This is a genomic window from Pseudalkalibacillus sp. R45 (assembly GCF_052246725.1).
In the GTDB taxonomy this organism is placed as follows: Bacteria; Bacillota; Bacilli; order Bacillales; family Fictibacillaceae; genus Pseudalkalibacillus.
Map to the genome: position 1 here is coordinate 1 of NZ_JBQQCL010000023.1, position 26,433 is coordinate 26,433.

Consider the following 26,433-nt stretch of genomic DNA (forward strand, 5'->3'; position numbering starts at 1 on the left):
TTGAAACTTGGTCTGGTGACGATGGCGAAGAGGTCACACCCGTTCCCATGCCGAACACGGAAGTTAAGCTCTTCAGCGCCAATGGTAATTGGGGGCTTCCCCCTGTGAGAGTAGGACGTCGCCGGGCAATCAAGAGAGCAGCTGCAGAGCTGTTCTTTTTTGTATTTGAGAAACAAATGAAAAACTCAAGAAGGTACTGAGTACATGAAAGTACAAAAAAGCCAGTATGTTGTATTCAGGAAGCCGTTCTGAATACATGAAAAAGAAAAAAACCAGATTTGATGTATTCAGAAAGCTGTTCTGAATACATGAAAAAGAGAAAAACCAGATTTGATGTATTCAGGAAGCCGTGCTGAATACATGAAAAGGGAAAAAAACGGATTTGATGTATTCAGAAAGGTGGTTGTACAAAAAATGGGGGGCTTATACCGTTATTCGTACCGTCAAAGCGTAGATACGTGATTTGACGTACAGCAAGAGGTCTATTCGTACCGTCAAAGTGCAGAAATCGTGATTTGACGTACAGTAAGAGGGCTATTCATACCGTCAAAAAGCATAGATGGCAATTTAATGTATAGAAAGAGGCTCATTTGGATTCTGTAAACCGAGAACAATGAACTTACAAGAACTCGGAGAAAATACCATGTAAGGTGTATGATTTTCCGGTGTTGTTTCGTTCGTGTTATATTTATTTGTAGATGGAGGCGATGGTATTGGATAATTTCCGTTTTGATTCAAAAGCTGTACATTTTCATAAACGACTAAAATCAGAAGCAACAAGTAAAGCGCAACCGATCTATCAAACCTCAGCTTTCAAGTTTAAAAACCTTGAGGAGCTTGAGGGATTTTTTGAAGGTAAATCACCATTTATGTACTCGAGAGTTAATAATCCAAATACTGATGACTTGGGGAGAGGTGTAGCCCAGCTAGAGGGAGCACCAAATGGGATTGCGACCTCCTCTGGGATATCAGCAATTTTAGCAGGAATCCTCTCAGTAGCTGAACAAGGATCGCATATCGTCGCATGTGAAGATTTATACGGTGGTACATATCAGTTACTCGCTAAAGAATTACCGTCTATAGGAATTGATGTGTCATTCACTTCTTTTGAAAATGAAGAGAGCATCCGCTCAGCTATGAAGCACAATACGGTTCTACTATATTCCGAAACGATTACAAATCCATTTTTGCGAGTGGAGAATGTAGATCTAATCGTGAAAATTGCAGAAGAAACTGGCGTCCACACGATGATTGACAACACGTTTGCAACACCTTATTTGCTCCAGCCGTATTTAAAAGGAGTGAACCTGGTAGCACATAGTGCAACGAAATATATTGGAGGACATTCAGATATTTCGGCAGGTGTACTTGTCGGTGATGCTGCTCTTGTCGAAAAAGCAAGGAGCAAAGTCACGAATTTCGGGAGCAATCTAAGCCCATTTGAAGGCTGGTTGACATGCCGAGGACTAAAGACTTTAAGTCTTCGTATGGAGAGGCATGTGAGCAATGCTAATAAGCTTGCATGTTTTTTATCAGAGCACGAAGGTATAGAAAAAGTTTATTATCCGTCGGACGCATCTGAAAAAGGGAATGGAGCGATTGTATCGATTGTTTTACGTGAGGGTATCGATCCTAATCAATTTACTGAGAAGCTTGATTGGATCGGTGTAGTACCGACATTGGCAGGAGTGGAAACGACTGTATCGTATCCGATCGGGACTTCACATCGAGCTATACCGACCTCGGAGCAAGAGCGGTTAGGGATAACCAAACAATTGATTCGAATCTCAGTCGGGATTGAGGATTACCTGGATATAGAGGATGCATTCCGAATGGCTTTATCCTAATATGGCGGAAAGTGCTGCTGATTTTTGGCAGTACTTTCCTTCCCTAACAAAAAGTTTTAAAAAAAGACTTGCAGTCGTTTGGTTACCGTGGTATATTAGTTATTGTCCGGTTGAAAGGGACAACGCAAAAAAATGAGACGAAGACATCGTCCGATTACTATTATTGTCGCGGGGTGGAGCAAGGAGCATAACTCCTTATGAAATCACGTCGACTTGTCCTGACACAGCTAGCAACGATAGCAAAGCTAGTAGAGGAAAGGACAACAAACAGGACAAACATCGTCCGATTACTATTATCGTCGCGGGGTGGAGCAGTCTGGTAGCTCGTCGGGCTCATAACCCGAAGGTCGTAGGTTCAAATCCTATCCCCGCAACCAATTAAAACTCACTACGTCGAGTAATCACCTCAGTTAGTTTTGGATCGTGGTGCCAGTGGTGCAACCAAATTAAGTTCATTGCACTACGCTGAGTTATCGTGCTTTCAATGAACATAGGGAGTACCCGTATGGTGCAACCAATTAATATTTCTGAAGTACATAATGATTCAAAAATACATATTTGGACCCGTGGTGTAGGGGTTAACATGCCTGCCTGTCACGCAGGAGATCGCCGGTTCGAATCCGGTCGGGTCCGCCATCAACATGAAACAAAGGTTTCGTGTTTTTTTATATCTTAAAACGGAATCCAATGGACCTTTTTACTGTTTTACCGGCTTGCAAATAACGATTATAATAATCTTCATCTTCATCAAAAGAAATCCACCATCTTTTAATAGTCAAAAGGGATTAAAATGAAATTCCTCAAATCCCGACTTTTCTCTCAACAAATACAATTGATCCAATCAATTATGAATCCCTGTACTGTCTTCTATTCCTCTTTAATTTACCTTTAATGTGGAAACGATTCCCTTCATACCGCGAGTCGCTTTATCTTTAAAGCGCTTCCAATAAAAAAATTTTAAACCTCCAAAAAGCCCGTGGTTAATACGATGTAAGCGTTTACTAAATAACTGATTAGTCTAAATTATCAAAAAATAAGGTTGACCTCTCGAAAACATCGGAGTAATATTGTCATCAACATAATTTTCTGACAAAAGTTCATGCCCCGTCAGAAAGGGCTTCAACCAATTTATTTTAAAAGAAAAAATGATATGAAAGGAGCGATCGACATGAGCGAACAATGGATTTACCTGAACGGCCATTTTGTTAATAAAAATGAGGCTGTTGTATCTGTGTATGACCACGGATTTTTATACGGAGATGGGGTGTTCGAAGGTATTAGAATGTATGACGGCAATATATTTCGCCTGAAAGAACATGTTGATCGCCTATATGATTCGGCGAAATCAATCATGCTCGACATCCCGAAAACGAAAGAAGAATTATCGGAAATCATCGCAGAAACACTGCGTCGGAATGATTTACGTAATGCATATATTCGTGTCGTTGTATCAAGAGGAGTCGGAAACCTTGGTCTCGATCCAAATAGTTGCCGGAATCCTCAGATCATCGTCATTGCTGAACAGCTCGCTTTGTTCCCAAGGCAGCTGTATGATGCAGGTATTGAAATCGCAACAGTAGCAAGCAGAAGGAACCGTGCGGATGTATTATCTCCAAAAGTGAAATCGTTGAATTACTTGAACAACATCCTTGTGAAAATCGAAGCGAATCTCGCTGGTGTGAGCGAAGCATTGATGCTCAATGATCAAGGATATGTGGCGGAAGGTTCCGCAGATAATGTGTTCATCGTTAAAGGAAATGTCATCAAAACCCCGCCTGGCTATGTTGGCGCATTAGAAGGTGTTACAAGAAACGCAATCATCGAAATTGCCCAGCTGTTAGGCTTTGAAATGCGGGAAGAAGTATTTACTCGTCATGATGTTTATACCGCTGATGAAGTATTTCTCACTGGAACTGCTGCTGAAGTGATCGGCGTCGTAAAAGTCGATGGCAGACAGGTGGGAGATGGACGTCCAGGTAAATATACCAATCAGCTTTTAGAAGCGTTTCGAAATACAGTGGCTGAAGATGGATATAAAGTGTACTCAGATAAAAAGGTTCAAGCAGGATAATTGCAGGTTGGTGTTGATTAAATGCGAAGTGACATGATCAAAAAAGGGATAGACCGTGCACCGCACAGGAGTCTGTTGCGTGCTACGGGCGTCAAGACAAGAGATATAGAAAAACCATTCATTGGTGTTTGCAACTCTTACATCGATATCATTCCTGGCCATATGCATTTGAATGTTTTTGCTCAAGTCGTGAAAGACGCGATTCGCGAAGCAGGCGGCATTCCATTCGAATTCAACACGATTGGAGTGGATGATGGAATCGCGATGGGACATATCGGAATGCGATATTCCTTACCAAGCAGGGAAGTCATTGCTGATTCAGCCGAAACCGTAATCAACGCCCACTGGTTTGATGGGGTCTTCTTCATTCCTAACTGTGACAAAATCACACCAGGAATGCTGATGGCAGCGGCAAGGACAAATGTACCTTCTGTGTTCGTATCAGGAGGTCCGATGGAAGGTGGAACTTCCAAAGACGGTAAACCGTTATCTCTCGTATCCGTTTTTGAAGGCGTCGGTGCCCATCAATCAGGGTCAATGACATCCGAGGAACTTCTTGATATTGAACAAAACGCTTGTCCAACATGCGGTTCATGTTCAGGAATGTTCACGGCGAACTCGATGAATTCCATGATGGAGATGGTCGGCATGGCGTTACCAGGAAACGGGACGATCGTCGCTACATCAGATGAACGTCATCGACTGATTAAAGAAGCTGCTCATCATCTGATCCACATGATCAAGAAGGATATCAAACCAAGAGACATCATTACGAAAGATGCGATTGATGATGCATTCGCACTTGATATGGCGATGGGCGGATCAACGAATACCGTCCTTCACACCTTAGCGATCGCGAATGAAGCAGAGGTTGATTATGACATCAACCGAATCAATGAAATCGCAGAAAAAACGCCGTACCTGGCAAAAATTAGTCCAGCATCGGATTATACGATGGATGATGTACACCATGCTGGAGGAATCAGCGCAATCATCAAAGAGCTTTGTGAAATCGATGGATTAGTCAACCGGGATCGAATTACTGTAACCGGAAAATCGTTATATGAAACGGTCAAACCGTATGATATCAAAAATGACGAAGTGATCCGGCGAATGATAACCCTTATAGTAAAGTCGGCGGCTTATCAGTCCTCAATGGGAATATCGCTCCAGAAGGCGGCGTCATCAAAGTCGGTGCTGTCGATCCATCAATCAAGACATTCATGGGAAAAGCGATATGCTTTGACTCACAGGACGAAGCACAGCAAGGAATCGATGACGGAACAGTCCAAGAAGGCGATGTAGTCGTTATCCGATATGAAGGTCCGAAAGGCGGGCCAGGGATGCCGGAAATGTTAGCACCAACTGCAGCAATTGCAGGTCGAGGGCTGGATAAGAAAGTCGCCTTAATGACAGATGGCCGGTTCTCAGGGGCCTCCAGAGGCATCTCCGTCGGACACATCTCACCGGAGGCGGCAGAAGGCGGACCAATCGCTTTTGTACAAGATGGCGATTCGATCTTCATCGACCTTCAAAACCGTACAATCAACCTGATGATTTCAGAGGAAGAACTAGAGGAGCGCAGGCAAAATTTCGTTCAGCCTCCTCCAAAGATCAAAAAAGGTTATTTAGCTCGATATGCCAAACTAGTCACATCCGCGAGTACAGGCGGAATCATGAAAATTTGATATCACCAAATCGACGACGAGGTAAAAGTAGATGGATTCCGTATTTCCAGAGAGCCGGTACAGGTGGAAGCCGGTAATACACCCATCCACGACATCCCCTCTGAGTGTCGCATTGAACTTTAGTAGGTGCGACCGAGTGTTAGTAAACACTTGTTACTAAAAAGGGACTGACCAATTGGATCAGCCCCATGAGATAGCATCTGTAAGGGTGCTATGAACGAAGGTGGTACCATGAAGAGGATCAGATCATAGCCTTTTCATCCTTTACGAAATGAAACATTGTCGTAGTGGGTGGAAAGGCTTTTCATTTTGTGAAAAAGCCTTTATGAATACAAAGTTGATGTTCAAGAGCTACTTTCTTCAGGTGAATTCCCGCCATTCCTTCGGGAAAAGCGAGCCAAACAAGACCTCGCAACGTAACGTCGAAGCCAGTACATCGATGTCAAGTGAGGATGCTTACGGATCGCCAGCGGAAATGGAGGAGAATTCAAAAGAACCAACCATTAAGCAAAAAAAATTCAGGGAGGAGATTAAATGAAGGTGAAAATGAAGGCAGAACCTGAAGAGCAGCGGCTGACTGGTGCCGAGACTCTGATCCACGCCTTGAAGCAAGAAAAAGTCGAAGTTGTTTTTGGGTATCCGGGAGGAGCGGTTTTACCAATCTATGATGCACTTTATCGTAACCCGATCAGGCATGTACTAGCACGACATGAACAAGGAGCAATTCACGCGGCTGAAGGTTATGCAAGAGTTTCAGGTAAACCCGGCGTCGTTTTGGCAACATCAGGGCCGGGTGCTACGAATCTGATCACAGGGATTACCGACGCGATGATGGATTCACTGCCGCTTGTCATTTTTACAGGTCAGGTGGCATCTGGTGTCATCGGTACAGACGCCTTTCAAGAAGCGGATGTCACCGGGATTACGATGCCGATTACAAAGCATAATTACCAGGTCCGTGACTTGAAAGACCTCCCTAGAATTGTAAAAGAAGCATTTCATATTGCAACGCATGGTCGTCCGGGTCCAGTACTTGTCGATATTCCGAAGGATGTTTCCGCGACAGCGACGGATGTGAACTTTGACGGAGCGGTACATCTTCCGGGATTTCAGCCGACAACGAATCCGAATGTCTTGCAAATCAAAAAGCTGAATGAAGCAATCGAATCAGCAAAGAAACCAGTGATTTTAGCAGGAGCAGGTGTATTGCACGCCAAGGCATCTGAACAATTACGATCAGTAGCGGAATCGAAAAATATCCCGGTCGTCCATACATTGCTTGGATTAGGCGGTTTCCCAGCAGACCATCCGCTTTTTCTTGGAATGGGAGGAATGCATGGATGTTATGCCGCAAACATGGCGTTATACGAATGTGATCTGCTCGTGAATGTCGGTGCACGGTTTGACGATCGGCTGACTGGTGATCTTAAGACCTTCGCACCGAATGCTACAGTCGCTCACATCGATATCGATCCCGCTGAAATAGGGAAAAACGTGAAAACACACATTCCGATCGTCGGAGATGCGAAATCGGCACTGCAGAAGCTTGTAGACGAGCAAGGATCAAGTTCGGTGTGTGAGGAATGGGTCGAGCACCTGCGGCAATACAAACAAGAATATCCGTACTGGCATCAGGAGTTGGAGGATGCGATTTCTCCTCAAAAACTGATTACGGAAATCCACTCGCTGACAGACGGAGAGGCGATCGTGACAACGGATGTCGGGCAGCATCAGATGTGGGCGGCCCAATATTATACCTTCAACGACCCGCACAAATGGGTCACTTCCGGAGGACTTGGAACGATGGGATTTGGATTCCCGGCAGCAATTGGCGCCCAAATCGCAGAGCCGGATAAAAAGGTTGTAAGCATTGTCGGAGACGGCGGCTTTCAAATGACATCAGAGGAGCTCATCCTTTTAAAGGAATTGGATCTCCCGGTCAAAATCATTATCGTCAACAATGGGGCTCTCGGAATGGTAAGGCAATGGCAGGAATCCTTTTACGAACAACGGTATTCACAATCTGTCTTCAGCCTGCAACCTGACTTTGTCAAACTGGCTGACTCATATGGCGTGAGAGGGTTCAAGGTCGAAACAGAGGAAGAGGCAAAGGCATTGCTTACTGAAGTATTGGCTGACGATGAACCGGCATTGATAGATTGCCGTGTTTGCCCGGTAGAAAACGTTTATCCGATGGTAGCACCAGGAACAGGGCTCCACGAAATGATCGGGGTGAAACCATGAAAAGGAGAATCGTAACAGCAACAGTCATCAACCAGAGTGGTGTTTTGAATCGAGTGACAGGACTTTTTACGAAACGTCACTTCAACATTGAGAGTATTACAGTCGGTCATACCGAAACAGAAGGAATCTCGAAAATGACATTCGTGGTCAATGTCGAGGATGATCGGCAAATCGAACAGCTCTTGAAACAGCTGAATAAGCAGATCGATGTCCTCAAGGTATCCGACATCACCAATCAGGCGATTGTAGCCAGGGAACTTGCACTCATCAAGGTGCTCGTGAATGGGCAGACCCGAGCGGAAATCAGCGGTATCGTCGAGCCGTTCAGGGCTTTGATCATCGATATGTCCCGGGATACACTCACTGTCCAGGTGACTGGTGATACGGAAAAGATCGAAGCGATCATCGAGCTGTTAAGACCATACGGAATCAAGGAGCTTGCACGAACCGGAATCACAGCATTCACAAGAGGATTTCAGAAATCAGTCACTGACCTTAAGCAATATACACTTTTAAAATAACCTGAAAGGATGATGAAAAATGGTCAAAGTATATTATAACGATGATGTAACGAACGATGTATTGAAAGGGAGGAAAGTCGCTGTTGTCGGTTATGGTTCCCAGGGTCACGCACACGCCCAGAACTTACGCGAGAGTGGCTATGACGTTGTTGTCGGGCTTCGGCCAGGGAAGTCATGGGATCAGGCAGAAAAAGACGGATTTGCTGTAAAATCTGTACGGGAAGCGAGTGAAGAAGCGGACGTCGTCATGGTACTGCTTCCAGATGAATGGCAGCCTACCGTCTATAAGAACGAAATCAAGCCTGTATTGACACCAGGGAAAGCATTGGCTTTCGCGCACGGCTTCAACGTCCATTTCAATCAGGTGGTCCCTCCGGAAGATGTTGATGTTTTCCTTGTAGCACCTAAAGGACCAGGACATCTGGTGAGAAGAACATTTGAAAGCGGCGCTGGGGTCCCTGCACTTTTCGGTGTCCAACAGAACGTGACTGGTGAAGCGGCGAACCTTGCGTTGGCTTACGCGAAAGGCATCGGTGCCGGTCGAGCTGGAATTTTAGAAACGACCTTCAAGGAGGAAACGGAAACCGATCTATTCGGTGAACAGGCTGTCCTTTGCGGAGGACTCACTTCTCTCGTAAAGGCAGGCTTCGAAACGTTAACAGAAGCTGGTTACCAGCCAGAAGTCGCTTACTTCGAGTGTCTCCACGAGCTGAAACTGATCGTCGATCTCATGTATGAGGATGGAATCGAAGGAATGAGGTATTCGGTATCGGATACGGCACAATGGGGTGATTTCGTATCAGGTCCACGAGTCGTGAACGAAGAAACGAAAGCAAGGATGAAAGACGTATTGGAAGATATCCAATCTGGGGAATTCGCCAAGGGCTGGATTCTTGAGAACCAATTGAACCGTCCTGTCTATAACGCTACGAATGAGCGGGAGAAGAACCATCAGATCGAAGTAGTAGGAAGGAGATTACGAGAGCTGATGCCGTTCATCAAAAAAGAAAAAGAAAAGGAAGTGGTCGGCAGTGGCCAAAATTGATGTCTTTGACACAACCCTGAGAGACGGTGAACAATCAGCTGGCGTCAATCTAAACCATCTTGAGAAGCTTGAAATCGCTCATCAATTAGAACGTTTGGGCGTCGATATCATTGAAGCCGGCTTTCCGGCAGCGTCCAAAGGGGATCTGCAATCAGTCAAACGGATTGCGGAATCTGTGAAAAACAGTTCGGTGACGGGGCTTGCCCGCGCGAACCGCAAAGACATCGACGCAGCTTGGGAGGCGTTGAAGGGATCGGCTGAACCAAGACTCCATGTGTTTCTTGCAACATCACCGATCCACATGACCTACAAGCTGAAAATGACGACAGATCAGGTGCTTGAAAAAGCGGTCGAGGCTGTCAGTTATGCGAAAAAGAATTTTCCACATGTCCAATGGTCAGCGGAAGATGCGTGCCGTTCAGACAAACACTTTCTCGTAAAGATCATTACGGAGGTCATCAATGCAGGTGCGACGGTCATCAACCTTCCTGATACAGTCGGCTACATGACGCCTGAAGAATACGGCGGACTGTTCCGGTTCATCAAGGAGAACGTACCGAACGTCGATAAGGTAAAACTTTCAGCACACTGCCACAATGATCTCGGGATGGCTACAGCCAATACACTAGCCGCGATTGAAAATGGAGCGGATCAGGTCGAAGGAACGATCAATGCAATCGGTGAAAGGGCCGGAAACACAGGTCTTGAAGAAATCGCTGTTGCACTTCATATCCGGGACGATTTTTACAGGGCGAAGACAGGATTGAAGCTCGATGAATTGAAACGTACGAGCAACCTTGTCAGCAAGCTTACCGGAATGAATGTACCCGGAAACAAAGCGGTTGTTGGAAACAACGCATTTGCTCATGAATCCGGAATCCATCAGGACGGTATGTTGAAGGAGAAGACGACCTACGAAATCATCAGTCCAGAGTTAATTGGCGTACAGACCAACCGCCTTGTGTTAGGGAAGCATTCTGGACGTCATGCATTCAAGAACAAAGTGAAGGACATGGGCTTCGAATTGACGGATCAGAAGCTGAACGAAGCGTTCCAGATGTTCAAGGATCTTGCTGACAAGAAGAAAGAAGTATCCGACGATGATATCTTCGCTCTCCTTATGGAGAAGCAGACCGAAGCGGAAGGCGTGCCAACTTACGACTTGAAGAGCTTGCAAGTGCAATACGGAATGGATAACATTCCAACCGCGACGATTGCAGTCGTGAAGCCGGATGGAACGTATACTCAGGAAGCGGCGACAGGCTTCGGCAGTGTCGAAGCAATCTATAACACGATCGAGAAGCTCGTTGAAGATTCGGTCGTTCTGCTCGACTACAAGATCCACTCAGTCGGCGGGGGACGAGATGCACTGGCAGAGGTTTATGTACAAGTCAAATACAATGACGTCCAATCAAGCGGACGGGGAACTGCCCAGGACGTACTCGAAGCATCCGCCAGAGCATACCTGGATGCAGTCAACAGGGTTCGAAACGTACACCAACGCGAAAAGAAAAAAGCGTCTGTGTAAGTAAAAATAGCTAAAGATCAGACCTATTGGAAATTAACGGACATGAGAGACCCTATCTTCGGCAAAAAGGTGTGATTTAAAATATTAACGGACATGAGGGACCTTATCTGTGACAAAAGCAGTTGTTTTACGCTCATTTGAGGCAAATAAGGTCTCTGGTGTCCACTAAACTTATGTCAATTCAGCAATACAACTAAACTTTGAAAAAATGGAGGGATTATGATGAAAAAGCAAGTGGCAGTACTACCAGGTGATGGAATCGGGCAAGAAGTCATGAATGGGGCCCTTGAAGTGTTAAAAGCTGTCGAAGACCACTATGGACATCAATTCAAGGTTGTTCAAGCAGATATTGGTGGTGTTGCCATTGATCATCATGGCACTCCTCTCCCTAAGGAAACGCTTGAAGCCTGTAAACAAAGCGATGCCGTCTTACTCGGTGCAGTAGGCGGACCGAAATGGAACGATGTACCTGTAGAAATCCGCCCAGAGAAAGGTTTACTAGGAATCCGCAAAGAGCTCGGGCTGTTCGGGAACCTTCGTCCAATTAAAACATTTGAAGCTCTCGTCGACGCTTCACCACTTAAACGGAGTGTCGTCCAGGGTGTCGATTTCATCATCGTAAGGGAATTGACCGGCGGCCTTTATTTCGGTGAACCGAGAGAACGAAGAGGAAAGAATCAGGAGATTGCTGTAGATACGCTCCAATACGAGAAGAAGGAGATCGAGAAGGTCGTCCGCAAAGCATTCGAACTTGCCTCCAAACGTCGGAAGAAGCTAACTTCCGTTGATAAAGCGAATGTGTTGGAATCAAGCAGGATGTGGAGAGAGGTCGTCGATGAGCTCGCACCGGAATATCCGGATGTGGAAGTCGAGCATCTTCTTGTAGACGTAGCAGCTATGAAACTCATCTATCAACCGAACCAATTCGATGTGATGGTGACGGAGAACATGTTCGGAGACATCCTTAGTGATGAAGCCTCCATGTTGACCGGTTCTCTAGGAATGCTTCCATCCGCTAGTTTACGAGAAGACGATTTCGGACTCTATGAGCCTGTCCACGGTTCAGCACCGGACATTGCCGGTAAAGGCCAGGCGAATCCACTCGGAATGGTTTTATCCGTTGCGATGATGCTGCGCCACTCTTTCGGGATGACGGAAGAGGCAGATATGGTCGAAGCTGCCGTTGAGGAAGTCCTTCGTACCGGGGCACGTACCGCCGACTTGGCAGGCAATGCAATCGTTCCTGTTTCGAGAACGAAAGAAATGATCGACTTAGTCGTCGAACAAATGAAGCCGAATTATGCAATGTCAGGTATCCTAGCGGCATATTTGTAAGAATGACACTGTTCAGTGGAGGAAATTGAAGTGAAACCAAAAAATATCATTGAAAAGTTGTGGGATGAACATATTGTCTATAAGGAAAGCGGCAAGCCCGATCTCCTTTACATCGATCTCCACCTGGTTCATGAAGTGACGTCTCCACAAGCCTTTGAAGGACTGAGACTTAAAGGTCGATCAATGAGGCGTCCTGATCTGACTTTCGCCACGATGGATCATAATGTTCCGACGATCAATCGGACAGTGATCAAGGACGAAGTGGCAAAAACCCAGATGACCAGGCTCGAGGAAAATTGTAAGGAATTCGGGATCGAGCTTGCAGATATCCATCATCCGGATCAAGGAATCGTCCATGTCATCGGACCAGAACTTGGTCTGACGCAACCCGGTAAAACGATCGTGTGTGGAGACAGCCATACCTCCACGCACGGTGCATTCGGAGCTCTGGCATTCGGGATCGGGACGAGTGAGGTCGAACATGTCCTCGCTACCCAGACACTGTGGCAAGCCAGACCGAAAACGCTGCAGATCGAAATCACAGGAAAACTCGGTTTCGGGGTCACAGCCAAGGATCTGATTCTCGGGATCATTGCAAAATTCGGGGTCGGTGTAGGAGCAGGGCATGTCATCGAATTCACAGGAGAAGCAATTCGAAATCTCTCGATGGAAGAGAGGATGACAGTCTGCAACATGTCGATCGAAGCAGGTGCTAAAGCCGGAATCATCAGCCCGGATAAGGTTACATTCGATTATTTGGAAGGAAAGCGCCATGTTCCAGATGGAGACCGGTTCATGGCAGCTGTTGAGAAATGGAAATCATTCGCAACAGATGAAGGCGCAAGCTATGACAAAACCCTTCAAATTGATGGAGCTGAAATCGAGCCTCAAGTGACCTGGGGGACGAATCCTTCGATGGGTATCGGCATTAGCGATTTAGTGCCTTCACCAGATCAGTACGACAGGAAATCAGATCAGGATGCCGTGCAAAGAGCCCTTACCTATATGGATCTTATAGGTGGAACGAAAATCGATGAAGTTTCGATCGATTTCGTCTTCATCGGGTCCTGTACCAATTCACGGTTGAGTGACCTTCGGGCAGCCGCCGAGGTTGTGAAAGGACGGAAGGTCAAAAGGAGTGTCACAGCTCTTGTCGTTCCGGGTTCACAATCAGTCAAAAACCAGGCAGAGCAAGAAGGTTTGCACGAAATTTTCCAGGATGCCGGTTTTGAATGGCGCGAGTCCGGCTGCAGCATGTGTCTCGCCATGAATGATGACATCGTTCCGCCAGGAAAACGATGTGCGTCGACGTCGAACCGTAACTTTGAAGGGCGGCAAGGGAATGGCGCAAGAACACATCTTGTCAGTCCGGCAATGGCTGCGGCAGCTGCGATCGAAGGCCGTTTTACAGATGTCCGTGAAATGATGTCAGTAGTACACTAGAGGAAGTGAGAATCATGAAAGGAATCCGTGAAATCAGCGGGAAGGTTTTTCCGTTAAACAGGGACAATGTTGATACTGACCAGATCATCCCCAAGCAATTCCTGAAAAAGATCGACCGCCAGGGGTTTGGCAAGTTCCTTTTCTATCATTGGCGATATGACGACGATGGATCGTTGCGCAGTGATTTCCACTTGGATGATGGGAAATATGCTGAAGCCTCGGTACTGGTCGGGGGCGAGAACTTCGGCTGCGGTTCATCAAGAGAGCATGCGCCATGGGCTCTGCAAGACTTCGGTTTTGATGTGGTCATTGCACCGAGCTTTGCAGACATTTTTTACAACAATTGTTTGAAGAACGGGATGTTGCCGATCAGATTGAGCGATCAGGAAGTCAAGAGGTTGCTCGATAAAGGATTGCAATCGGATTATACGTTAACCGTAAATCTAGAGGAACAATCCGTCCGTGATGCAGAAGGATTCGAATCATCATTTGACATCGATCCTTACTGGAAGCAGATGCTGTTGAACGGATGGGATGAAATATCGATCACCCTCACCTATGTGGATCAGATCGAACAATATGAAAAATCAAGACAGGAGTGAAGTGTGTTGGGAATTTCTTAAATGGAACTGAGATCGTAAAAGCAGTAGAAAATTTGATGCATGACGTCCACAGGACACCTTTGAAACAGTCGAAAACCATTAACCGTCTAACAGGCCGTCAAGTCTTTTTGAAAATGGAGAATCAGCAACGGACCGGCTCTTTCAAATTGCGTGGAGCCTTGAATAAAATCTGTTCATTGACAGAGGAAGAGGCTTCACATGGAATCGTTTGTGCTTCAGCAGGCAACCATGCACAAGGGGTTGCGCTTGCAGCTTCAGAAAGAGGGATTTCAGCTAAAATCTTCATGCCGAAAAAAACGCCCCTCGCTAAAGTAGAAGCGACGAAATCGTATGGTGCTGAGATCAAGCTGACAGGTGAGACGTATCAGGAAGCTTTTACAGCTGCGAGTGAAGATATGCTTGCGAATGGATCTACCTTCGTCCATGCCTTTGATGATGTGAAAGTGATGGCCGGACAGGGAACAATCGCATTAGAAATGATGCAGCAATGTCCGGATTTGGATGCAATCGTTGTACCAGTCGGAGGTGGCGGCTTAATTTCAGGCATAGCTGTAGCGGCTAAGACCTTTCATCCACAGTTGAAGGTGATCGGGGTACAATCACAGGGAGCCCCGGCAACGTACAATCAGTTCACAGGGAAGAACACGGGATACATGAACCAGGCGAAAAGCATCGCGGATGGAATCGTCGTGAAAAAACCTGGGAAGCGCACCTATCCGGTCATTGAACAATTCGTCGATGAAATGGTGACGGTCAGTGATGAAGAAATCGCTTATGCCATCATGTTCATGCTCGAAAGGGAAAAGACGCTAGTTGAAGGAGCAGGTGCAGCAGCTGTTGCCTCTCTTCTATGCAACAAGATTGATGGTCAACGGAATAAGGTCGGCTGTATCGTTAGTGGAGGGAATGTCGATCTCAGTAAAATCGAACATTATAGGAAATTAAGTCATCGATTTCTGGATGAGAAACCGCTGACCTCAATGTCTTGAACTCGAATGATTGAGTGGGATTTTCATTAGAAGTAGGATAAAATAAAGAGTGTAAATGTTAGAAAAACCTTAGGAGAAAATGCCTAAGGTTTTTCTTTGGCACAATAGACTATAATGGAAAATAGATAGAGAACCAAAAGGGGTTGTATCCGATGAAGGATGAATTCGAATGGATCGAGAGCATCACACCAAAAAAGAATCATCAGCCGACAATGATCGAAGGGATTGGGGATGACGCAGCACTCATCCGCGCGGAAACAGAGTTCGATGATATTTTATGTGTGGATACGATGGTCGAAAACATCCATTTCAGCCGAAAAACGATGGGTCCTTATCAAATCGGGTACAAAGCTTTAGCTGTAAACATCAGTGATGTCGCTGCCATGGGTGGCGCACCGAAGTTTTACCTCGTATCGATCGCGATTCCTCAGGAATGGACAGAGGAAGAGCTTCAAGAGATCTACAAGGGAATGGAAGCACTCGCTGACAAATACAACGTTGATCTTATCGGCGGCGATACGGTCTCTACATCAGGTCCTCTCGTGATTTCAGTAACCGCTCAGGGCCGGGTCCAAAAGGGGCGAAAGCTGTTACGGAGAAATGCCCAGCAAGGTGATACTGTATTTTTGACAGGTCCAGTCGGTTTATCGGCTGCAGGACTTGAGCTTCTGTTGAACGATCAGGTTTCCAATGATTTCAAAAGACTGATCGATGCCCATCAGCTGCCAGAGCCGCAAGTAGGGGCGGGGTTGCTTCTCGCTGAGAGTGGGTTTAAAATTGCGTTAAACGATATTAGTGACGGACTAGCCAGTGAATCGCATGAAATTGCGGAAGCCAGCCAGGTCAGCATCCAGCTTCGATATGATCAGCTTCCTTCAGTTGATGAATACAATCACTTTAAAGCTGAACAAGTGTTGGACTGGATGCTTTATGGAGGAGAAGACTTTCAATTAGTCGGCTCTGTGCCGCGTGATGACTGGCCTGCTCTAGCAAAGCTTTTCAGTGAAAATGGACAACCGCTCCATGAAATCGGCGAAGTAGTGGAAGGGAACACAGGTGTCATCCTTCTGAAAGGCAACGATCTGATTCCGATTTCCAAAAAAGGTTATAATCATTTTAGTCAATGAGAACCAGGTGATAGAAATGGATACATTACAAATCAAACTGACAAGTCCAGAAGAAACGATACAGTTCGGAGCGCAGCTGGCGGAATACTTGAAGCCAGGCGATGTCATCACTTTAGAGGGTGACCTCGGAGCAGGGAAAACGACGTTTACGAAAGGACTTGCGAAAGGGTTACATATCAAAAGGGTTGTGAAAAGCCCGACGTTCACGATCATCCGTGAATATAAAGGACGCCTTCCCTTATATCACATGGACGTCTATCGCTTGGAAGACAGCGATGAAGACCTGGGTTTCGATGAGTATTTCGAAGGAGAGGGCGTAACGGTCGTTGAGTGGGCTCATCTCATCGAAGATTTTTTACCGGATGATCGGCTCGCAATCACGATCCGCCGTCTAAGTGATAATGAGCGTGAATTGACGATCGAACCGACAGGAGAACGTTCGAACAGCGTATGTGAGGAGTTTAGGAATGAAAGCATTAGCGATTGATACATCCAACCTTGTCATGGGTGTTTCTGTGATATCCGATGGCAAAATCGTCGGAGAACTGACGACGAATATGAAAAAGAACCATTCTGTGCGTTTGATGCCGGCGATCGACAGTCTTCTCAAAGAAGTCGATATGACACCGAAGGAACTCGACCGCATCATTGTAGCAAAAGGTCCTGGATCTTTCACAGGTGTCCGGATCGGCGTTTCTGTGGCAAAAACGATGGCATGGTCGCTCGGCATTCCGGTTACTGGTGTATCAAGCCTTGGGGTCCTAGCCCAGAACGGGAAGTATTTTGATGGATTGGTGTGCCCTTTGTTCGACGGCAGGAGAGGGCAGATTTATACCGGTCTTTATGGGGTATCGGATGGACGTTTCCAGCTTTTGCAGGAAGAGCGAATCATCCAGCTGACCGAGTGGCTCGAGCTGTTGGAGGAAGGATCTGAGAAGGTGTTGTTTTTAGGGAATGACCTTCCGCTCCATCAGGAGAAAATTGAAGAACGGTTCGGGGAGAGAGCTGTATTCGGACAAGCAGCCGATCATAATCCTCGTGCTTCAGAGCTTGCAGCACTTGGCGTGGAGCGAGAAGGAGAGGATCCTCACACCTTCACTCCAAGCTATTTGCGATTAGCTGAAGCAGAAGCCAAGTGGCTTGCGAACCAAAAAAAGTAGGTGCCTGAAATGGTTGAAAATCTGACTTTTCGCGTCATGACATTAGATGACCTCGAAGACGTGATGAAAATAGAAAAATCCTCTTTTCCGAATCCATGGATTCGGGAGCAAGGATGCATTTTACAATGAGGTCGTAAACAATCAGTTCGCCACCTATCTGATCCTCGAGGTGGATGAACGGCCGATCGGCTATTGTGGGATCTGGATCATCATCGATGAAGCGCATATCACGAATATCGCGATCATTCCTGAATTCAGAGGGAAGAAATACGGTGATGTCCTGATGAAAAAAGCGATGGAACAAGCTCGTACGATGGGTGCCAAGACGATGACACTCGAAGTCCGGTTAAGCAATGTGGTCGCGCAACGGCTCTATCGTAAATACGGATTCGAAAACGGTGGTATCCGGAAAAACTATTACACGGATAATGGAGAAGACGCGTTAGTAATGTGGGTGAATTTATAATGCAGGAAAAAGATGAAATCATATTAGGAATTGAAACAAGCTGTGACGAGACAGCAGCGGCCATTGTAAAAAACGGTACGGAGCTGCTTTCGAACGTCGTCGCCTCTCAAATTGAAAGCCATAAACGGTTTGGTGGTGTAGTACCGGAAATTGCGTCCCGCCACCATGTTGAACAGATCACAATTGTCATCGAAGAAGCGATGAAAGAAGCGGGCGTCGGTTTTGAGGATTTGTCTGCAATCGCTGTAACGGAAGGCCCTGGCTTGGTCGGTGCATTGTTGATCGGGGTCAATTCAGCGAAAGCACTCGCTTTAGCGCATAGCATACCGCTAGTATCGGTCCATCATATTGCTGGACATATCTACGCGAACCGCTTGCAGAAACCAATGGAAGAGTTCCCTTTGCTTGCGCTGGTGGTTTCGGGCGGTCACACTGAGTTGATTTTGATGCAGGAGCATGGATCCTATGAAATTATCGGGGAAACCCGTGATGACGCAGCCGGTGAGGCTTATGACAAGGTTGCTCGTACGTTGAAGCTTCCATATCCGGGTGGTCCGCATATTGATAAAATGGCGGCAGAAGGCACGACGGTCATCGATCTTCCGAGGGCTTGGCTCGAAGCCGATTCGTTCGACTTCAGCTTCAGCGGTCTGAAATCAGCGGTGATCAACACCCTTCACAATGCTTCGCAACGCGGGGAAGAGATCAACCCGAATGATCTTGCCGCAAGCTTCCAGGAGAGTGTCATCGACGTCCTTGTCGAGAAGACTTTTCGGGCTGCTAAGGAGTATGGCGTGAAGCAGGTTGTAGTAGCAGGTGGAGTAGCAGCGAATAGAGGCTTGCGGGAACGGCTGACTGGGCGGTTTGCTGAGGCAGGGATCCGGTTGTCGATCCCGCCGTTATGGTTATGTACCGATAATGCGGCGATGATTGCCGCAGCAGGTTCGATCGAGTACCAAAAAGGAAAACGCGCCGATATGAAGCTCAATGGTAACCCGGGATTGGAGCTGGAAGTATTTTAAGTGTGCCCGGCGTGGGTTCCGGCGTTTTTGCAGTTAATTTCTCGGAATTGTAGATAAAAACTTATTTTTGTAGTCAATTCTAAATTTGTGTAGTTCTACCCTGGATTTTTGTAGTTACTTTCTCGGCAGCTTGGTGGTAGAGCGTTATTTTTCAACTGAAATTTGATAAAACTCACACTTTGGTGAGTATTTACCATTAAATTGAACGAAAAGACCTGAATTGAGAAGCTTTTTCTTTATTCAGGTTGTTTTTTTGTACGCGGGAGATTAGCCAAGACCACGCTCATTTTTTTCAGTCTGATTACTACAATGTCGAAAAAGGAAAGCGGACTATAGTCGCTTTCCACCCGAACAATGTCTTTTTGAAGCTGAGGAATTTTGTTGGATTGAGGATTAAATGCAAGATTCCTCCCGTTTTTCAGCTGATTTCGCGATCGTGACAATCATCGAAATCGGGTTCTGCCATCGCCAAAGGCTTGGCTTTACCAAGTTTTCTTTAGTCGCTGATTATCAGGCGATGCGATTATCCCCAATTGTTGTGGATAAGGACAGCATCCACATCCAAATTGGAATACTCGATCAATCACCATAAATCGACAAAATGTATTATCCATCAATAATTTTGAAGGTGAATCTCAAGAAATCAAAAACGAGAAGAATGCCTTTTTAGCCATCCTTCCCCAATTTTTCGATGAGCCCCCTCAGTATGTGATCGAGTTGAAGAAACCCCAACAAGCCAGTGGTTTTTATGGGAAAAGGAAGTCTGTTTTAAAGGTCTATATTTCAATGGATGAACCCGAAGCCTTTAAAAAGGCAGTAGAATCAGAAATGGTCGAATAGCGTCGAAACGCAATGTGGAAAACTCTTATCCACAAGTTGTGAACAATGTGGATAACAGCTTGATACCAAAAGAAAATAAGCCCTTGTGGATGTGAATAATTTTTTGTGGATAAATTAAGGGTTTTGTGTGGATATTGTGGAAAAATCGACAATAAAACGGAAGAATTGCTACTGAATCTGTGTATAACTCTGTGGATTATGTGTATATGTTGATTGTTTTTGTCTGATAAAGAAAAATAAGGTTCGCAAAAAATCACACTAATCAAAAAAAGAGTCTAAATGTAAAAAAGAATGAAGGCTCAATGAGCCATTCATTCTTACCTACCCTTCCTAATTCAATTGTAAACTTTCCCATTCTTCCATAAGGTTCTCCAGCTCTTGATTGGATTCTTCCAGCTTTTGATTGTATTCCTGGGACTTTTCATAGTCTTGGAAGACTTCGGGCTTGCTGAGCTCGTTTTCATAGGTTTCGATTGCATTCTCTAATTCTTCGATTTTCACTTCAATCTCTTCGATTCGGCGGAGACGTTTCCGCTCTTCTTTTTTCGCCTGCTTATCAATCTGGAATTTTTCCTTCTGCTCTGTGGCAGGGGTGTGCTGCTGAAGTTGATTCTGCTCTTCGGCCTCAATCCGTTCAAGCTCCGCCTGTTCCGCTTTTTTCTCTGTATAATAGTCGTAATCACCAAGGTAGTTTTCCAGTCCATCTAGAGACAATTCTGCGACTCTCGTGGCGATCCGGTTGATGAAATAACGGTCGTGCGAGATGAAGAGGATCGTGCCCGGATAGTCGATCAAGGCGTTTTCCAAAACTTCTTTGCTGTCCAAATCCAGATGGTTCGTAGGTTCATCAAGAATGAGGACATTCGCTTTCTGCAGCATCAGCTTGGCAAGGGCGAGTCTAGCTTTTTGGCCACCGCTCAGTTCATTGACGCCTTTCAGGACATCATCTCCGCTGAAAAGGAAGTTTCCAAGAACCGTCCGGATATCCTTTTCAAGATGGGTAGGGTACTCATCCCAGAGCTCTTGCAACACGGTCTTATTACTATTGAGATTCGCCTGTTCCTGATCATAATATCCAATCTGCACATTAGAACCGAATTGGATTGTCCCATTTAATTTACGTTCGGGATACATGATGGTTTTGATCAACGTCGATTTGCCGATTCCGTTCGGTCCAACAAGCGCGATGCTTTCTTCTTTTTGAATCTGGGAATTGATGTTTCTCGCGAGAATTTCCTTGTTGTAGCCGATTGCCACATCATTAAGCTTCAGCACATCATTTCCAGTGGGGCGTTCAATTGTAAAACCGAACTGTGCGGATTTCTCACCGCCTTCAGGTCTGTCCAATTTTTCCATCTTGTTCAGCTGCTTCCGTTTGCTTTGTGCCCGTTTTGTTGTGGAAGCACGGGCGATGTTCCGCTGCACAAAATCCTGGAGCTTGGCAATTTCCGTCTGTTGTTTCTCGTATTCTTTCATTTCTTGCTCATATTGCTCGGCTTTCATTTCGAGGTATTTGCTATAGTTTCCGAGATACTTCTTGCTTTTTTGCCGTGAGATTTCATAAACCTGCGTGACGACCTTGTCAAGAAAGTACCGGTCATGGGATACGATGAGCAGTGCCCCAGGATAGGATTGAAGGTATCCCTCCAGCCAGTTCAGCGTTTCAATATCGAGATGGTTGGTCGGCTCGTCCAAAATCAAGAGGTCCGGACGGGTGAGAAGCAGCTTGACGAGAGCGAGTCTCGTTTTCTGTCCACCACTTAAAGAAGAGATCGGTTTATCATAATCCTCTTCAAAAAAACGGAACCCGTGAAGAATTGAACGTATATCATTCTCGTATTGATAGCCGCCTCTCAGCTGAAAGTCATGCTGAAGAGCATCGTATTCAGCCAGTACCTTAGTATAAGAAACCTCATCATTCAGGATATGCTCTTTCCCCATCTTCTCCTCAAGTGTACGGATCTGCTTTTCCATGTGTTGAAGATGACTGAAAACCCCGATCATCTCTTCCCATATCGAGTGATGGGATTCAAGGCCAGCATTCTGGGCGAGATACCCGATTTCGATTTCTTTCGGTTTCATGATGGAACCAGAATCATGGGAGAGCTGTCCGCTGATGATTTTCAGCAATGTGGATTTGCCTGCACCATTCCTGCCGACAAGCGCGATGCGGTCGCGGGATTGTACTTCAAGTTTAATATTCGATAAAATAAGGTCAGCACCAAAATATTTAGTTATGTCTTGGACTTGCATGACGATCATGTTTGTTCACCTCAGTAGTTGAGGTTCAAAGGTCAACGAATGATAAACGGCGAATTTCATCGTTACTCGGTTTTACCGGTCCTCATGTATCAATGACATACATTCCGGTCCTCAAAACCATCGTGCCTTGAACTTCTTGTTTCTAATTCGTTGATAGCATAATGAACCTTTGAACAGCTACTATTAGTGTAGCTTATCTTAGAAAGTTGAGGCAACCAAACAATATTCAAGGATTTGTGATAATTTCCCTTATTTGATGCCTTACTTTTTTATAAAAAAGGGTGTATAGTCTCTGTTAGGGTGGTGATTCTGTGGGCGATTTCACGCATTTCAATGATCAGGGCCGCGCAAGGATGGTCGATATTTCAGAAAAAGAAGAAACAGTCCGGACGGCAAGAGTACGAAGCAGTGTCCAGATGACTGAAGAAATTTACAACGCGATCCAGGGTGGTAAGGTCAAAAAAGGCGATGTCTTGTCCGTGGCCCAGGTTGCAGGGATCATGGCTGCCAAAAAGACTCCTGATATCGTTCCAATGTGTCATCCATTGCCTTTGAAAGCGGTAGATGTATCGTTTGACTGGAAAATCGAAGACAGCTATGAATTGCTCATCGATGTGATGGTCAAGACAAAGGGGAATACCGGGGTAGAGATGGAGGCTTTGACAGCCGCATCCGCAGTAGCTCTCACCGTCTACGATATGTGTAAAGCAATCGACAAAGGTATGGTGATCGGCCCGACTTACCTGCTTGAAAAGACAGGTGGTAAAAGCGGCGATTATCGTAAAAGATAAAACATAGATCAAACAATAGATTCAGTTGATGTTCTGATAACGAATGGAGGGGTCCGATGAGCGTTGAAGATCAAAAAATTCCGCAAGCTACAGCAAAACGTCTGCCATTGTACTATCGGTTTTTAAAAAATCTTTCTTCATCAGGAAAGCTTCGTGTATCCTCTTCTGAACTTAGTGAAGCTGTGAAAGTAGACTCTGCCACAATAAGAAGGGATTTTTCCTATTTTGGAGCACTAGGTAAGAAGGGTTATGGATACAATGTCAATTATCTGCTGACGTTTTTCAGGAAAACACTTGATCAAGATGAAGTGACAAAGGTCATGTTGATCGGGGTAGGAAACCTGGGGACAGCCCTATTGCATTATAACTTCTTGAAAAATGACAACACGCGTATCGAGTTGGCTTTTGACGTTGATGAAAAGAAAGTAGATACAGATATCAGTGGTGTGCCGATCCATCATTTGGATGATTTGAAGAATTTCGCTGACGCTGACGTGTCCGTCGCAATCTTGACTGTTCCTGCTAACAACGCACAGTCTGTAGCAGATCAATTGGTTGGAATCGGGGTCAAAGGGATCCTGAACTTCACACCAGCACGACTGACGGTACCCGAACACGTACGCATTCATCACATAGATCTTGCAGTTGAGTTGCAATCGTTAATTTATTTTTTAAAGCATTACCCGTTGGATTAATTTGTTCATCCATTTTTTGAGGGAGGTGACCAGGATGCTTGGTCCAGGAAGTTGGATAATAATCGGAGTTGTGGCACTATTGATTTTCGGCCCTAAAAAGTTGCCTGAGCTTGGAAGAGCGGCAGGAAAAACGTTGAAAGAGTTCAAGAACGCAACAAGCGGTCTTGTAGAAGACGATGATGATAAAAAGAAAGAAAAGAAGAACAATCAAACGAAAACAGATGAGGAATAGATAGGAAGGTAGTTTTGTATGACGGAAAAACAAATGACACTTCAAAATCATATTGAAGAACTACGCAAAAGGGTTTTTATCGTCATACTTGTTTTTGTAGGAGCGTTCATTGCGGGCTTCTTTCTAGCGATGCCGCTTATACAATATTTGCAGCAAACCCCTGAGGCGGCTGGATTGGAGCTGAACGTCTTCAATCTGACAGACCCTTTGAGGGTATTCCTGGATTTCGCCTTTCTGATTGCGTTATTGATCACTTCGCCGATTGCACTTTTTCAGCTTTGGGCGTTTATAAGTCCTGGTTTGTATGAAAAAGAGCGACAGACGACGCTGATGTATATTCCGCTTACCTTCATATTGTTTTTAGCGGGATTATCCTTCTCCTACTTCATTTTGTTTCCATTCGTCATCGATTTCATGAACGGTCTGGCTGATCTTTTGGGAGTAGAAGAAGAGTATGGAATCAATGAATACTTCCATTTCCTATTCAGGTTGACGCTGCCATTCGGGATTCTGTTCCAGTTCCCGGTTGTGATCATGTTTTTGACGCGGTTAGGGCTGGTGACGCCGTCTGTACTTCGTAAAATACGAAAGTATTCCTATTTTGTCTTGCTCGTGGTAGCAGGGCTGATCACACCGCCAGAGCTCATCTCACATTTAATGGTGACAGTGCCGTTGATCCTGTTATATGAAATCAGCATCCTGATCTCTGGATTCGCATATCGAAAAGCGATGAGGACAGCAGCAAAAGCAGAAGAGGAAGAAGACAGTGCATGATTATGAAAGTGATCGCCTCAGGGTGGTCGCTTTTTTTGCACAGTTAGAAAGTTTAAATACTTTCTTCAGTATAAGGACAGCTATGGCTCAGCCATCGCCAAAGGCTTGGCTTTACCAAGCTTTCTTTATGGGAAGAGGAGTGAACAGAATAATTAGGAAAGTGAACAGAATATTTGAAGAAGTGAACAGATTAATTAGAAAAGTGAACAGAAAAAAACAAGCCCGCTCTGAGGCAAACTTATTCCCAAAAATCAAAAAAGGACTGCGCCTGCAGTCCTCTTCTATTTCTTATTTTTCATCTTATTTATCTTTCTCCGTAATTCGATCATCCGGTATGCATTGAAGAAGTCGTATGCTGCGAGGGCCATGTTGATGAGCGGCCAGAACGACCATACCCCGTATTCTCCTGCATAGAAGATCGCTAAATACGTAAAGATCACGCCTAAGATGAAATAGGCGAAGATCCAAAATGTCGGTGAAAATTTCATAGTAAGCCTCCAATGATAAGTTGAGTGCTCTGTAGTTGTTTTTCAAGCTCTTGTATTTCGTCCCGGAAGACCACTTGTACAAGCATGACCGAGGTATTGACGGCAACATGTGCCACAATCGGTACGATCAAGCGCTTCGTTTTCACATATAAAAAACTGAAGGTGAACCCAAGCGCTGCATACACGAGAAGATGAGTGAAGTCTCGATGGACGACAGCGAATATAAGAGAGCTGATTGAAGCAGCTATGATGAAATTAGTTCGTTTATAGATTGTGCCAAAAATGACTTTCCGAAACACGATTTCTTCAAGGATCGGACCGATGACAGAAACCACAAGAATCAGTAATGGAACTGATAATGTCAAATCTACGATCATCTCCGTGTTCTTTGAGCCTGGCTCTACTCCAAAAACCTGCATTTCAATCGTAGCTGCGATGATTTGTGCAATGAAAACCATCGGGACACCAAGTAATGCCCAGCCGATGGTCTGCGGAATCGTCGCCCGCTCATCCCGGTACATCGGATTTTTGATATCCGGTATCAACATGATCAGTATGATAATGAGACCGATGGAAAAGCTGATCACGTTCCACAGTCCGGGAATTTTTTCTCTTGGAACATCTAATGAGAGTAAAAGCTGACCCCCGACGATTCCAGAAAGCAGCATCAATATATATATGATTAGGATCCATGCGTATCGTTTGTTCAAACTTTTCTCCTCTTTCATTCGAGATTTCTCGTTGACTCAATGCCCCATTTTAACATAGATTCTTCTGAAATTCCTTTTTCATGAATTCAGCAAAAATGAATTAAGAAAATTTCATCTTTCTACTTGCAAAAAAAATCAAGATTGATTAATATTAAAACTGGAATTAGCACTCGCTTGTTAAGAGTGCTAATAAATTAAAAAATTATCCTTGAGGAGGGTGTTTCACTTGTTAAAGCCGTTAGGTGATCGTATTATCGTCGAGCTTGTTGAAGGCGAAGAAACAACTGCGAGCGGAATCGTACTTCCAGACTCAGCAAAGGAAAAGCCGCAAGAAGGTAAAATCGTTGCAGTAGGTACAGGCCGAGTAACAGATAATGGAGAAAAGGTTGCTCTTGAAGTGACTGAAGGAGACACTGTTATCTATTCCAAATACGCTGGTACTGAAGTGAAATATCAAGGTAAAGAATACTTAATCCTACGTGAATCTGACGTATTGGCTATTGTTGGGTAAGCGTTGACTGTGAGTTCTTGA

25 protein-coding genes, 2 tRNA genes, 1 rRNA gene and 2 pseudogenes are annotated in these 26,433 nt (G+C 45.3%); 27 read left to right on the top strand and 3 right to left on the bottom strand.

The genetic code is table 11. The features are described 5' to 3' along the window. Window positions 1-11 precede the first annotated feature (11 nt). The 22 genes and pseudogenes from rrf to ACTWQL_RS22360 all read left to right on the top strand — a co-directional run bounded on the left by rrf (window position 12) and on the right by ACTWQL_RS22360 (window position 19,949). A 5S ribosomal RNA gene (gene rrf / locus ACTWQL_RS22255) occupies window positions 12-127 on the top strand. Window positions 128-713: 586 nt separating this feature from the next. Beyond that, window positions 714-1,847 carry a trans-sulfuration enzyme family protein gene (locus tag ACTWQL_RS22260; RefSeq protein ID WP_443144571.1) on the top strand — a complete coding sequence of 378 codons (1,134 nt, stop codon included), beginning with the start codon at window positions 714-716 and terminating at the stop codon, window positions 1,845-1,847. Window positions 1,848-2,044: 197 nt separating this feature from the next. Continuing rightward, entirely contained in the window at window positions 2,045-2,170 is a 126-nt protein-coding gene (locus tag ACTWQL_RS22265; protein ID WP_443144572.1) for a hypothetical protein, read from the top strand. Beyond that, window positions 2,148-2,224, top strand: a tRNA-Met gene (locus ACTWQL_RS22270). The genes ACTWQL_RS22265 and ACTWQL_RS22270 overlap by 23 nt, the downstream gene beginning before the upstream one ends. 183 nt (window positions 2,225-2,407) lie before the next feature. Continuing rightward, window positions 2,408-2,483 (top strand) — tRNA-Asp (locus ACTWQL_RS22275). Window positions 2,484-3,015: 532 nt separating this feature from the next. Then, window positions 3,016-3,918, top strand: coding sequence for a branched-chain-amino-acid transaminase (ilvE, locus tag ACTWQL_RS22280; protein WP_443144573.1), 903 nt, complete (start codon window positions 3,016-3,018; stop codon window positions 3,916-3,918). Window positions 3,919-3,939: 21 nt separating this feature from the next. After that, window positions 3,940-5,606: pseudogene (gene ilvD / locus ACTWQL_RS22285) on the top strand (dihydroxy-acid dehydratase). Between the two features lie 534 nt (window positions 5,607-6,140). After that, window positions 6,141-7,850: an acetolactate synthase large subunit gene (ilvB, locus tag ACTWQL_RS22290; RefSeq protein ID WP_443144574.1), complete on the top strand. Its 1,710-nt coding sequence runs from the start codon at window positions 6,141-6,143 to the stop codon at window positions 7,848-7,850. Beyond that, the gene (ilvN, locus tag ACTWQL_RS22295; RefSeq protein ID WP_221569091.1) at window positions 7,847-8,371 is read left to right on the top strand and encodes an acetolactate synthase small subunit; all 525 of its coding nucleotides are present in this window, start codon (window positions 7,847-7,849) and stop codon (window positions 8,369-8,371) included. Before ilvB ends, ilvN begins: the two co-directional genes overlap by 4 nt. Before the next feature lie 19 nt (window positions 8,372-8,390). Beyond that, a complete protein-coding gene (gene ilvC, locus ACTWQL_RS22300) occupies window positions 8,391-9,416 on the top strand; it encodes a ketol-acid reductoisomerase (protein ID WP_443144575.1) in 1,026 nt (341 codons plus the stop codon). Next, window positions 9,403-10,944: a 2-isopropylmalate synthase gene (locus tag ACTWQL_RS22305; protein ID WP_443144576.1), complete on the top strand. Its 1,542-nt coding sequence runs from the start codon at window positions 9,403-9,405 to the stop codon at window positions 10,942-10,944. The genes ilvC and ACTWQL_RS22305 overlap by 14 nt, the downstream gene beginning before the upstream one ends. Window positions 10,945-11,166: 222 nt before the next feature. Continuing rightward, complete coding sequence (gene leuB / locus ACTWQL_RS22310; RefSeq protein WP_443144577.1) at window positions 11,167-12,279, top strand: 3-isopropylmalate dehydrogenase; 1,113 nt, start codon at window positions 11,167-11,169, stop codon at window positions 12,277-12,279. 30 nt (window positions 12,280-12,309) lie between these two features. Next, window positions 12,310-13,722, top strand: a complete 1,413-nt coding sequence (gene leuC / locus ACTWQL_RS22315) for a 3-isopropylmalate dehydratase large subunit (protein WP_443144578.1) — start codon at window positions 12,310-12,312, stop codon at window positions 13,720-13,722. Window positions 13,723-13,736: 14 nt separating this feature from the next. Then, entirely contained in the window at window positions 13,737-14,324 is a 588-nt protein-coding gene (gene leuD, locus ACTWQL_RS22320) for a 3-isopropylmalate dehydratase small subunit (protein WP_443144579.1), read from the top strand. Between the two features lie 56 nt (window positions 14,325-14,380). Further along, on the top strand, window positions 14,381-15,334 hold the full coding sequence (gene ilvA / locus ACTWQL_RS22325) for a threonine ammonia-lyase (RefSeq protein WP_443144616.1): 954 nt from the start codon (window positions 14,381-14,383) through the stop codon (window positions 15,332-15,334). A gap of 152 nt (window positions 15,335-15,486) precedes the next feature. Next, window positions 15,487-16,461, top strand: a complete 975-nt coding sequence (gene thiL / locus ACTWQL_RS22330; protein ID WP_443144580.1) for a thiamine-phosphate kinase — start codon at window positions 15,487-15,489, stop codon at window positions 16,459-16,461. A gap of 16 nt (window positions 16,462-16,477) precedes the next feature. Continuing rightward, the gene (gene tsaE, locus ACTWQL_RS22335; protein WP_443144581.1) at window positions 16,478-16,948 is read left to right on the top strand and encodes a tRNA (adenosine(37)-N6)-threonylcarbamoyltransferase complex ATPase subunit type 1 TsaE; all 471 of its coding nucleotides are present in this window, start codon (window positions 16,478-16,480) and stop codon (window positions 16,946-16,948) included. Further along, window positions 16,929-17,621 carry a tRNA (adenosine(37)-N6)-threonylcarbamoyltransferase complex dimerization subunit type 1 TsaB gene (gene tsaB / locus ACTWQL_RS22340; protein WP_443144582.1) on the top strand — a complete coding sequence of 231 codons (693 nt, stop codon included), beginning with the start codon at window positions 16,929-16,931 and terminating at the stop codon, window positions 17,619-17,621. The genes tsaE and tsaB overlap by 20 nt, the downstream gene beginning before the upstream one ends. Window positions 17,622-17,630: 9 nt before the next feature. Continuing rightward, window positions 17,631-18,087, top strand: a pseudogene (gene rimI, locus ACTWQL_RS22345) (ribosomal protein S18-alanine N-acetyltransferase). Beyond that, window positions 18,087-19,109: a tRNA (adenosine(37)-N6)-threonylcarbamoyltransferase complex transferase subunit TsaD gene (gene tsaD / locus ACTWQL_RS22350; protein ID WP_443144583.1), complete on the top strand. Its 1,023-nt coding sequence runs from the start codon at window positions 18,087-18,089 to the stop codon at window positions 19,107-19,109. The pseudogene rimI and the gene tsaD overlap by 1 nt, the downstream one beginning before the upstream one ends. 397 nt (window positions 19,110-19,506) lie before the next feature. Further along, entirely contained in the window at window positions 19,507-19,701 is a 195-nt protein-coding gene (locus ACTWQL_RS22355) for a hypothetical protein (RefSeq protein ID WP_443144584.1), read from the top strand. Window positions 19,702-19,817: 116 nt separating this feature from the next. Beyond that, window positions 19,818-19,949, top strand: a complete 132-nt coding sequence (locus ACTWQL_RS22360) for a hypothetical protein (RefSeq protein WP_443144585.1) — start codon at window positions 19,818-19,820, stop codon at window positions 19,947-19,949. Window positions 19,950-20,279: 330 nt separating this feature from the next. Here the strand turns inward: ACTWQL_RS22360 and ACTWQL_RS22365 are convergent, their stop codons facing one another. Further along, window positions 20,280-22,211 carry an ABC-F family ATP-binding cassette domain-containing protein gene (locus tag ACTWQL_RS22365; protein WP_443144586.1) on the bottom strand — a complete coding sequence of 644 codons (1,932 nt, stop codon included), beginning with the start codon at window positions 22,209-22,211 and terminating at the stop codon, window positions 20,280-20,282. Between the two features lie 311 nt (window positions 22,212-22,522). Between ACTWQL_RS22365 and moaC the strand changes: the two genes are divergently transcribed. Genes moaC through tatC form a run of 4 tightly spaced genes read left to right on the top strand, consistent with a single transcriptional unit; the run spans window position 22,523 to window position 24,703 of the window. Next, window positions 22,523-23,002 (top strand): cyclic pyranopterin monophosphate synthase MoaC, encoded by a 480-nt coding sequence (gene moaC / locus ACTWQL_RS22370; protein WP_443144587.1) that lies wholly within the window; start codon window positions 22,523-22,525, stop codon window positions 23,000-23,002. 56 nt (window positions 23,003-23,058) lie between these two features. Further along, entirely contained in the window at window positions 23,059-23,697 is a 639-nt protein-coding gene (locus ACTWQL_RS22375; RefSeq protein ID WP_443144588.1) for a redox-sensing transcriptional repressor Rex, read from the top strand. A gap of 34 nt (window positions 23,698-23,731) precedes the next feature. After that, window positions 23,732-23,929, top strand: coding sequence for a twin-arginine translocase TatA/TatE family subunit (locus ACTWQL_RS22380; RefSeq protein ID WP_443144589.1), 198 nt, complete (start codon window positions 23,732-23,734; stop codon window positions 23,927-23,929). Window positions 23,930-23,947: 18 nt separating this feature from the next. Then, the gene (gene tatC, locus ACTWQL_RS22385) at window positions 23,948-24,703 is read left to right on the top strand and encodes a twin-arginine translocase subunit TatC (RefSeq protein ID WP_443144590.1); all 756 of its coding nucleotides are present in this window, start codon (window positions 23,948-23,950) and stop codon (window positions 24,701-24,703) included. Window positions 24,704-24,984: 281 nt separating this feature from the next. On the opposite strand, the gene ACTWQL_RS22390 is transcribed toward tatC, so the two are convergent. Together ACTWQL_RS22390 and ACTWQL_RS22395 are read right to left on the bottom strand one after the other, a co-directional pair. Beyond that, the gene (locus ACTWQL_RS22390) at window positions 24,985-25,191 is read right to left on the bottom strand and encodes a YdiK family protein (protein WP_443144591.1); all 207 of its coding nucleotides are present in this window, start codon (window positions 25,189-25,191) and stop codon (window positions 24,985-24,987) included. Further along, window positions 25,188-25,901: a lysostaphin resistance A-like protein gene (locus tag ACTWQL_RS22395; RefSeq protein WP_443144592.1), complete on the bottom strand. Its 714-nt coding sequence runs from the start codon at window positions 25,899-25,901 to the stop codon at window positions 25,188-25,190. The genes ACTWQL_RS22390 and ACTWQL_RS22395 overlap by 4 nt, the downstream gene beginning before the upstream one ends. 226 nt (window positions 25,902-26,127) lie before the next feature. Between ACTWQL_RS22395 and groES the strand changes: the two genes are divergently transcribed. Then, the gene (groES, locus tag ACTWQL_RS22400) at window positions 26,128-26,412 is read left to right on the top strand and encodes a co-chaperone GroES (protein ID WP_221569110.1); all 285 of its coding nucleotides are present in this window, start codon (window positions 26,128-26,130) and stop codon (window positions 26,410-26,412) included. The last annotated feature ends 21 nt before the right edge of the window (window positions 26,413-26,433 follow it).

Coding starts and splice junctions, on each gene's coding strand:
- ACTWQL_RS22265 (WP_443144572.1), top strand. CDS start 2,045: ATGAAATCACGTCGACTTGTCCTGACACAGCTAGCAACGATAGCAAAG.
- ilvE (WP_443144573.1), top strand. CDS start 3,016: ATGAGCGAACAATGGATTTACCTGAACGGCCATTTTGTTAATAAAAAT.
- ilvB (WP_443144574.1), top strand. CDS start 6,141: ATGAAGGTGAAAATGAAGGCAGAACCTGAAGAGCAGCGGCTGACTGGT.
- ilvN (WP_221569091.1), top strand. CDS start 7,847: ATGAAAAGGAGAATCGTAACAGCAACAGTCATCAACCAGAGTGGTGTT.
- ilvC (WP_443144575.1), top strand. CDS start 8,391: ATGGTCAAAGTATATTATAACGATGATGTAACGAACGATGTATTGAAA.
- leuB (WP_443144577.1), top strand. CDS start 11,167: ATGAAAAAGCAAGTGGCAGTACTACCAGGTGATGGAATCGGGCAAGAA.
- leuD (WP_443144579.1), top strand. CDS start 13,737: ATGAAAGGAATCCGTGAAATCAGCGGGAAGGTTTTTCCGTTAAACAGG.
- ilvA (WP_443144616.1), top strand. CDS start 14,381: ATGCATGACGTCCACAGGACACCTTTGAAACAGTCGAAAACCATTAAC.
- thiL (WP_443144580.1), top strand. CDS start 15,487: ATGAAGGATGAATTCGAATGGATCGAGAGCATCACACCAAAAAAGAAT.
- tsaE (WP_443144581.1), top strand. CDS start 16,478: ATGGATACATTACAAATCAAACTGACAAGTCCAGAAGAAACGATACAG.
- tsaB (WP_443144582.1), top strand. CDS start 16,929: ATGAAAGCATTAGCGATTGATACATCCAACCTTGTCATGGGTGTTTCT.
- tsaD (WP_443144583.1), top strand. CDS start 18,087: ATGCAGGAAAAAGATGAAATCATATTAGGAATTGAAACAAGCTGTGAC.
- ACTWQL_RS22355 (WP_443144584.1), top strand. CDS start 19,507: ATGCAAGATTCCTCCCGTTTTTCAGCTGATTTCGCGATCGTGACAATC.
- ACTWQL_RS22365 (WP_443144586.1), bottom strand. CDS start 22,211: ATGATCGTCATGCAAGTCCAAGACATAACTAAATATTTTGGTGCTGAC.
- ACTWQL_RS22375 (WP_443144588.1), top strand. CDS start 23,059: ATGAGCGTTGAAGATCAAAAAATTCCGCAAGCTACAGCAAAACGTCTG.
- ACTWQL_RS22380 (WP_443144589.1), top strand. CDS start 23,732: ATGCTTGGTCCAGGAAGTTGGATAATAATCGGAGTTGTGGCACTATTG.
- tatC (WP_443144590.1), top strand. CDS start 23,948: ATGACGGAAAAACAAATGACACTTCAAAATCATATTGAAGAACTACGC.
- ACTWQL_RS22390 (WP_443144591.1), bottom strand. CDS start 25,191: ATGAAATTTTCACCGACATTTTGGATCTTCGCCTATTTCATCTTAGGC.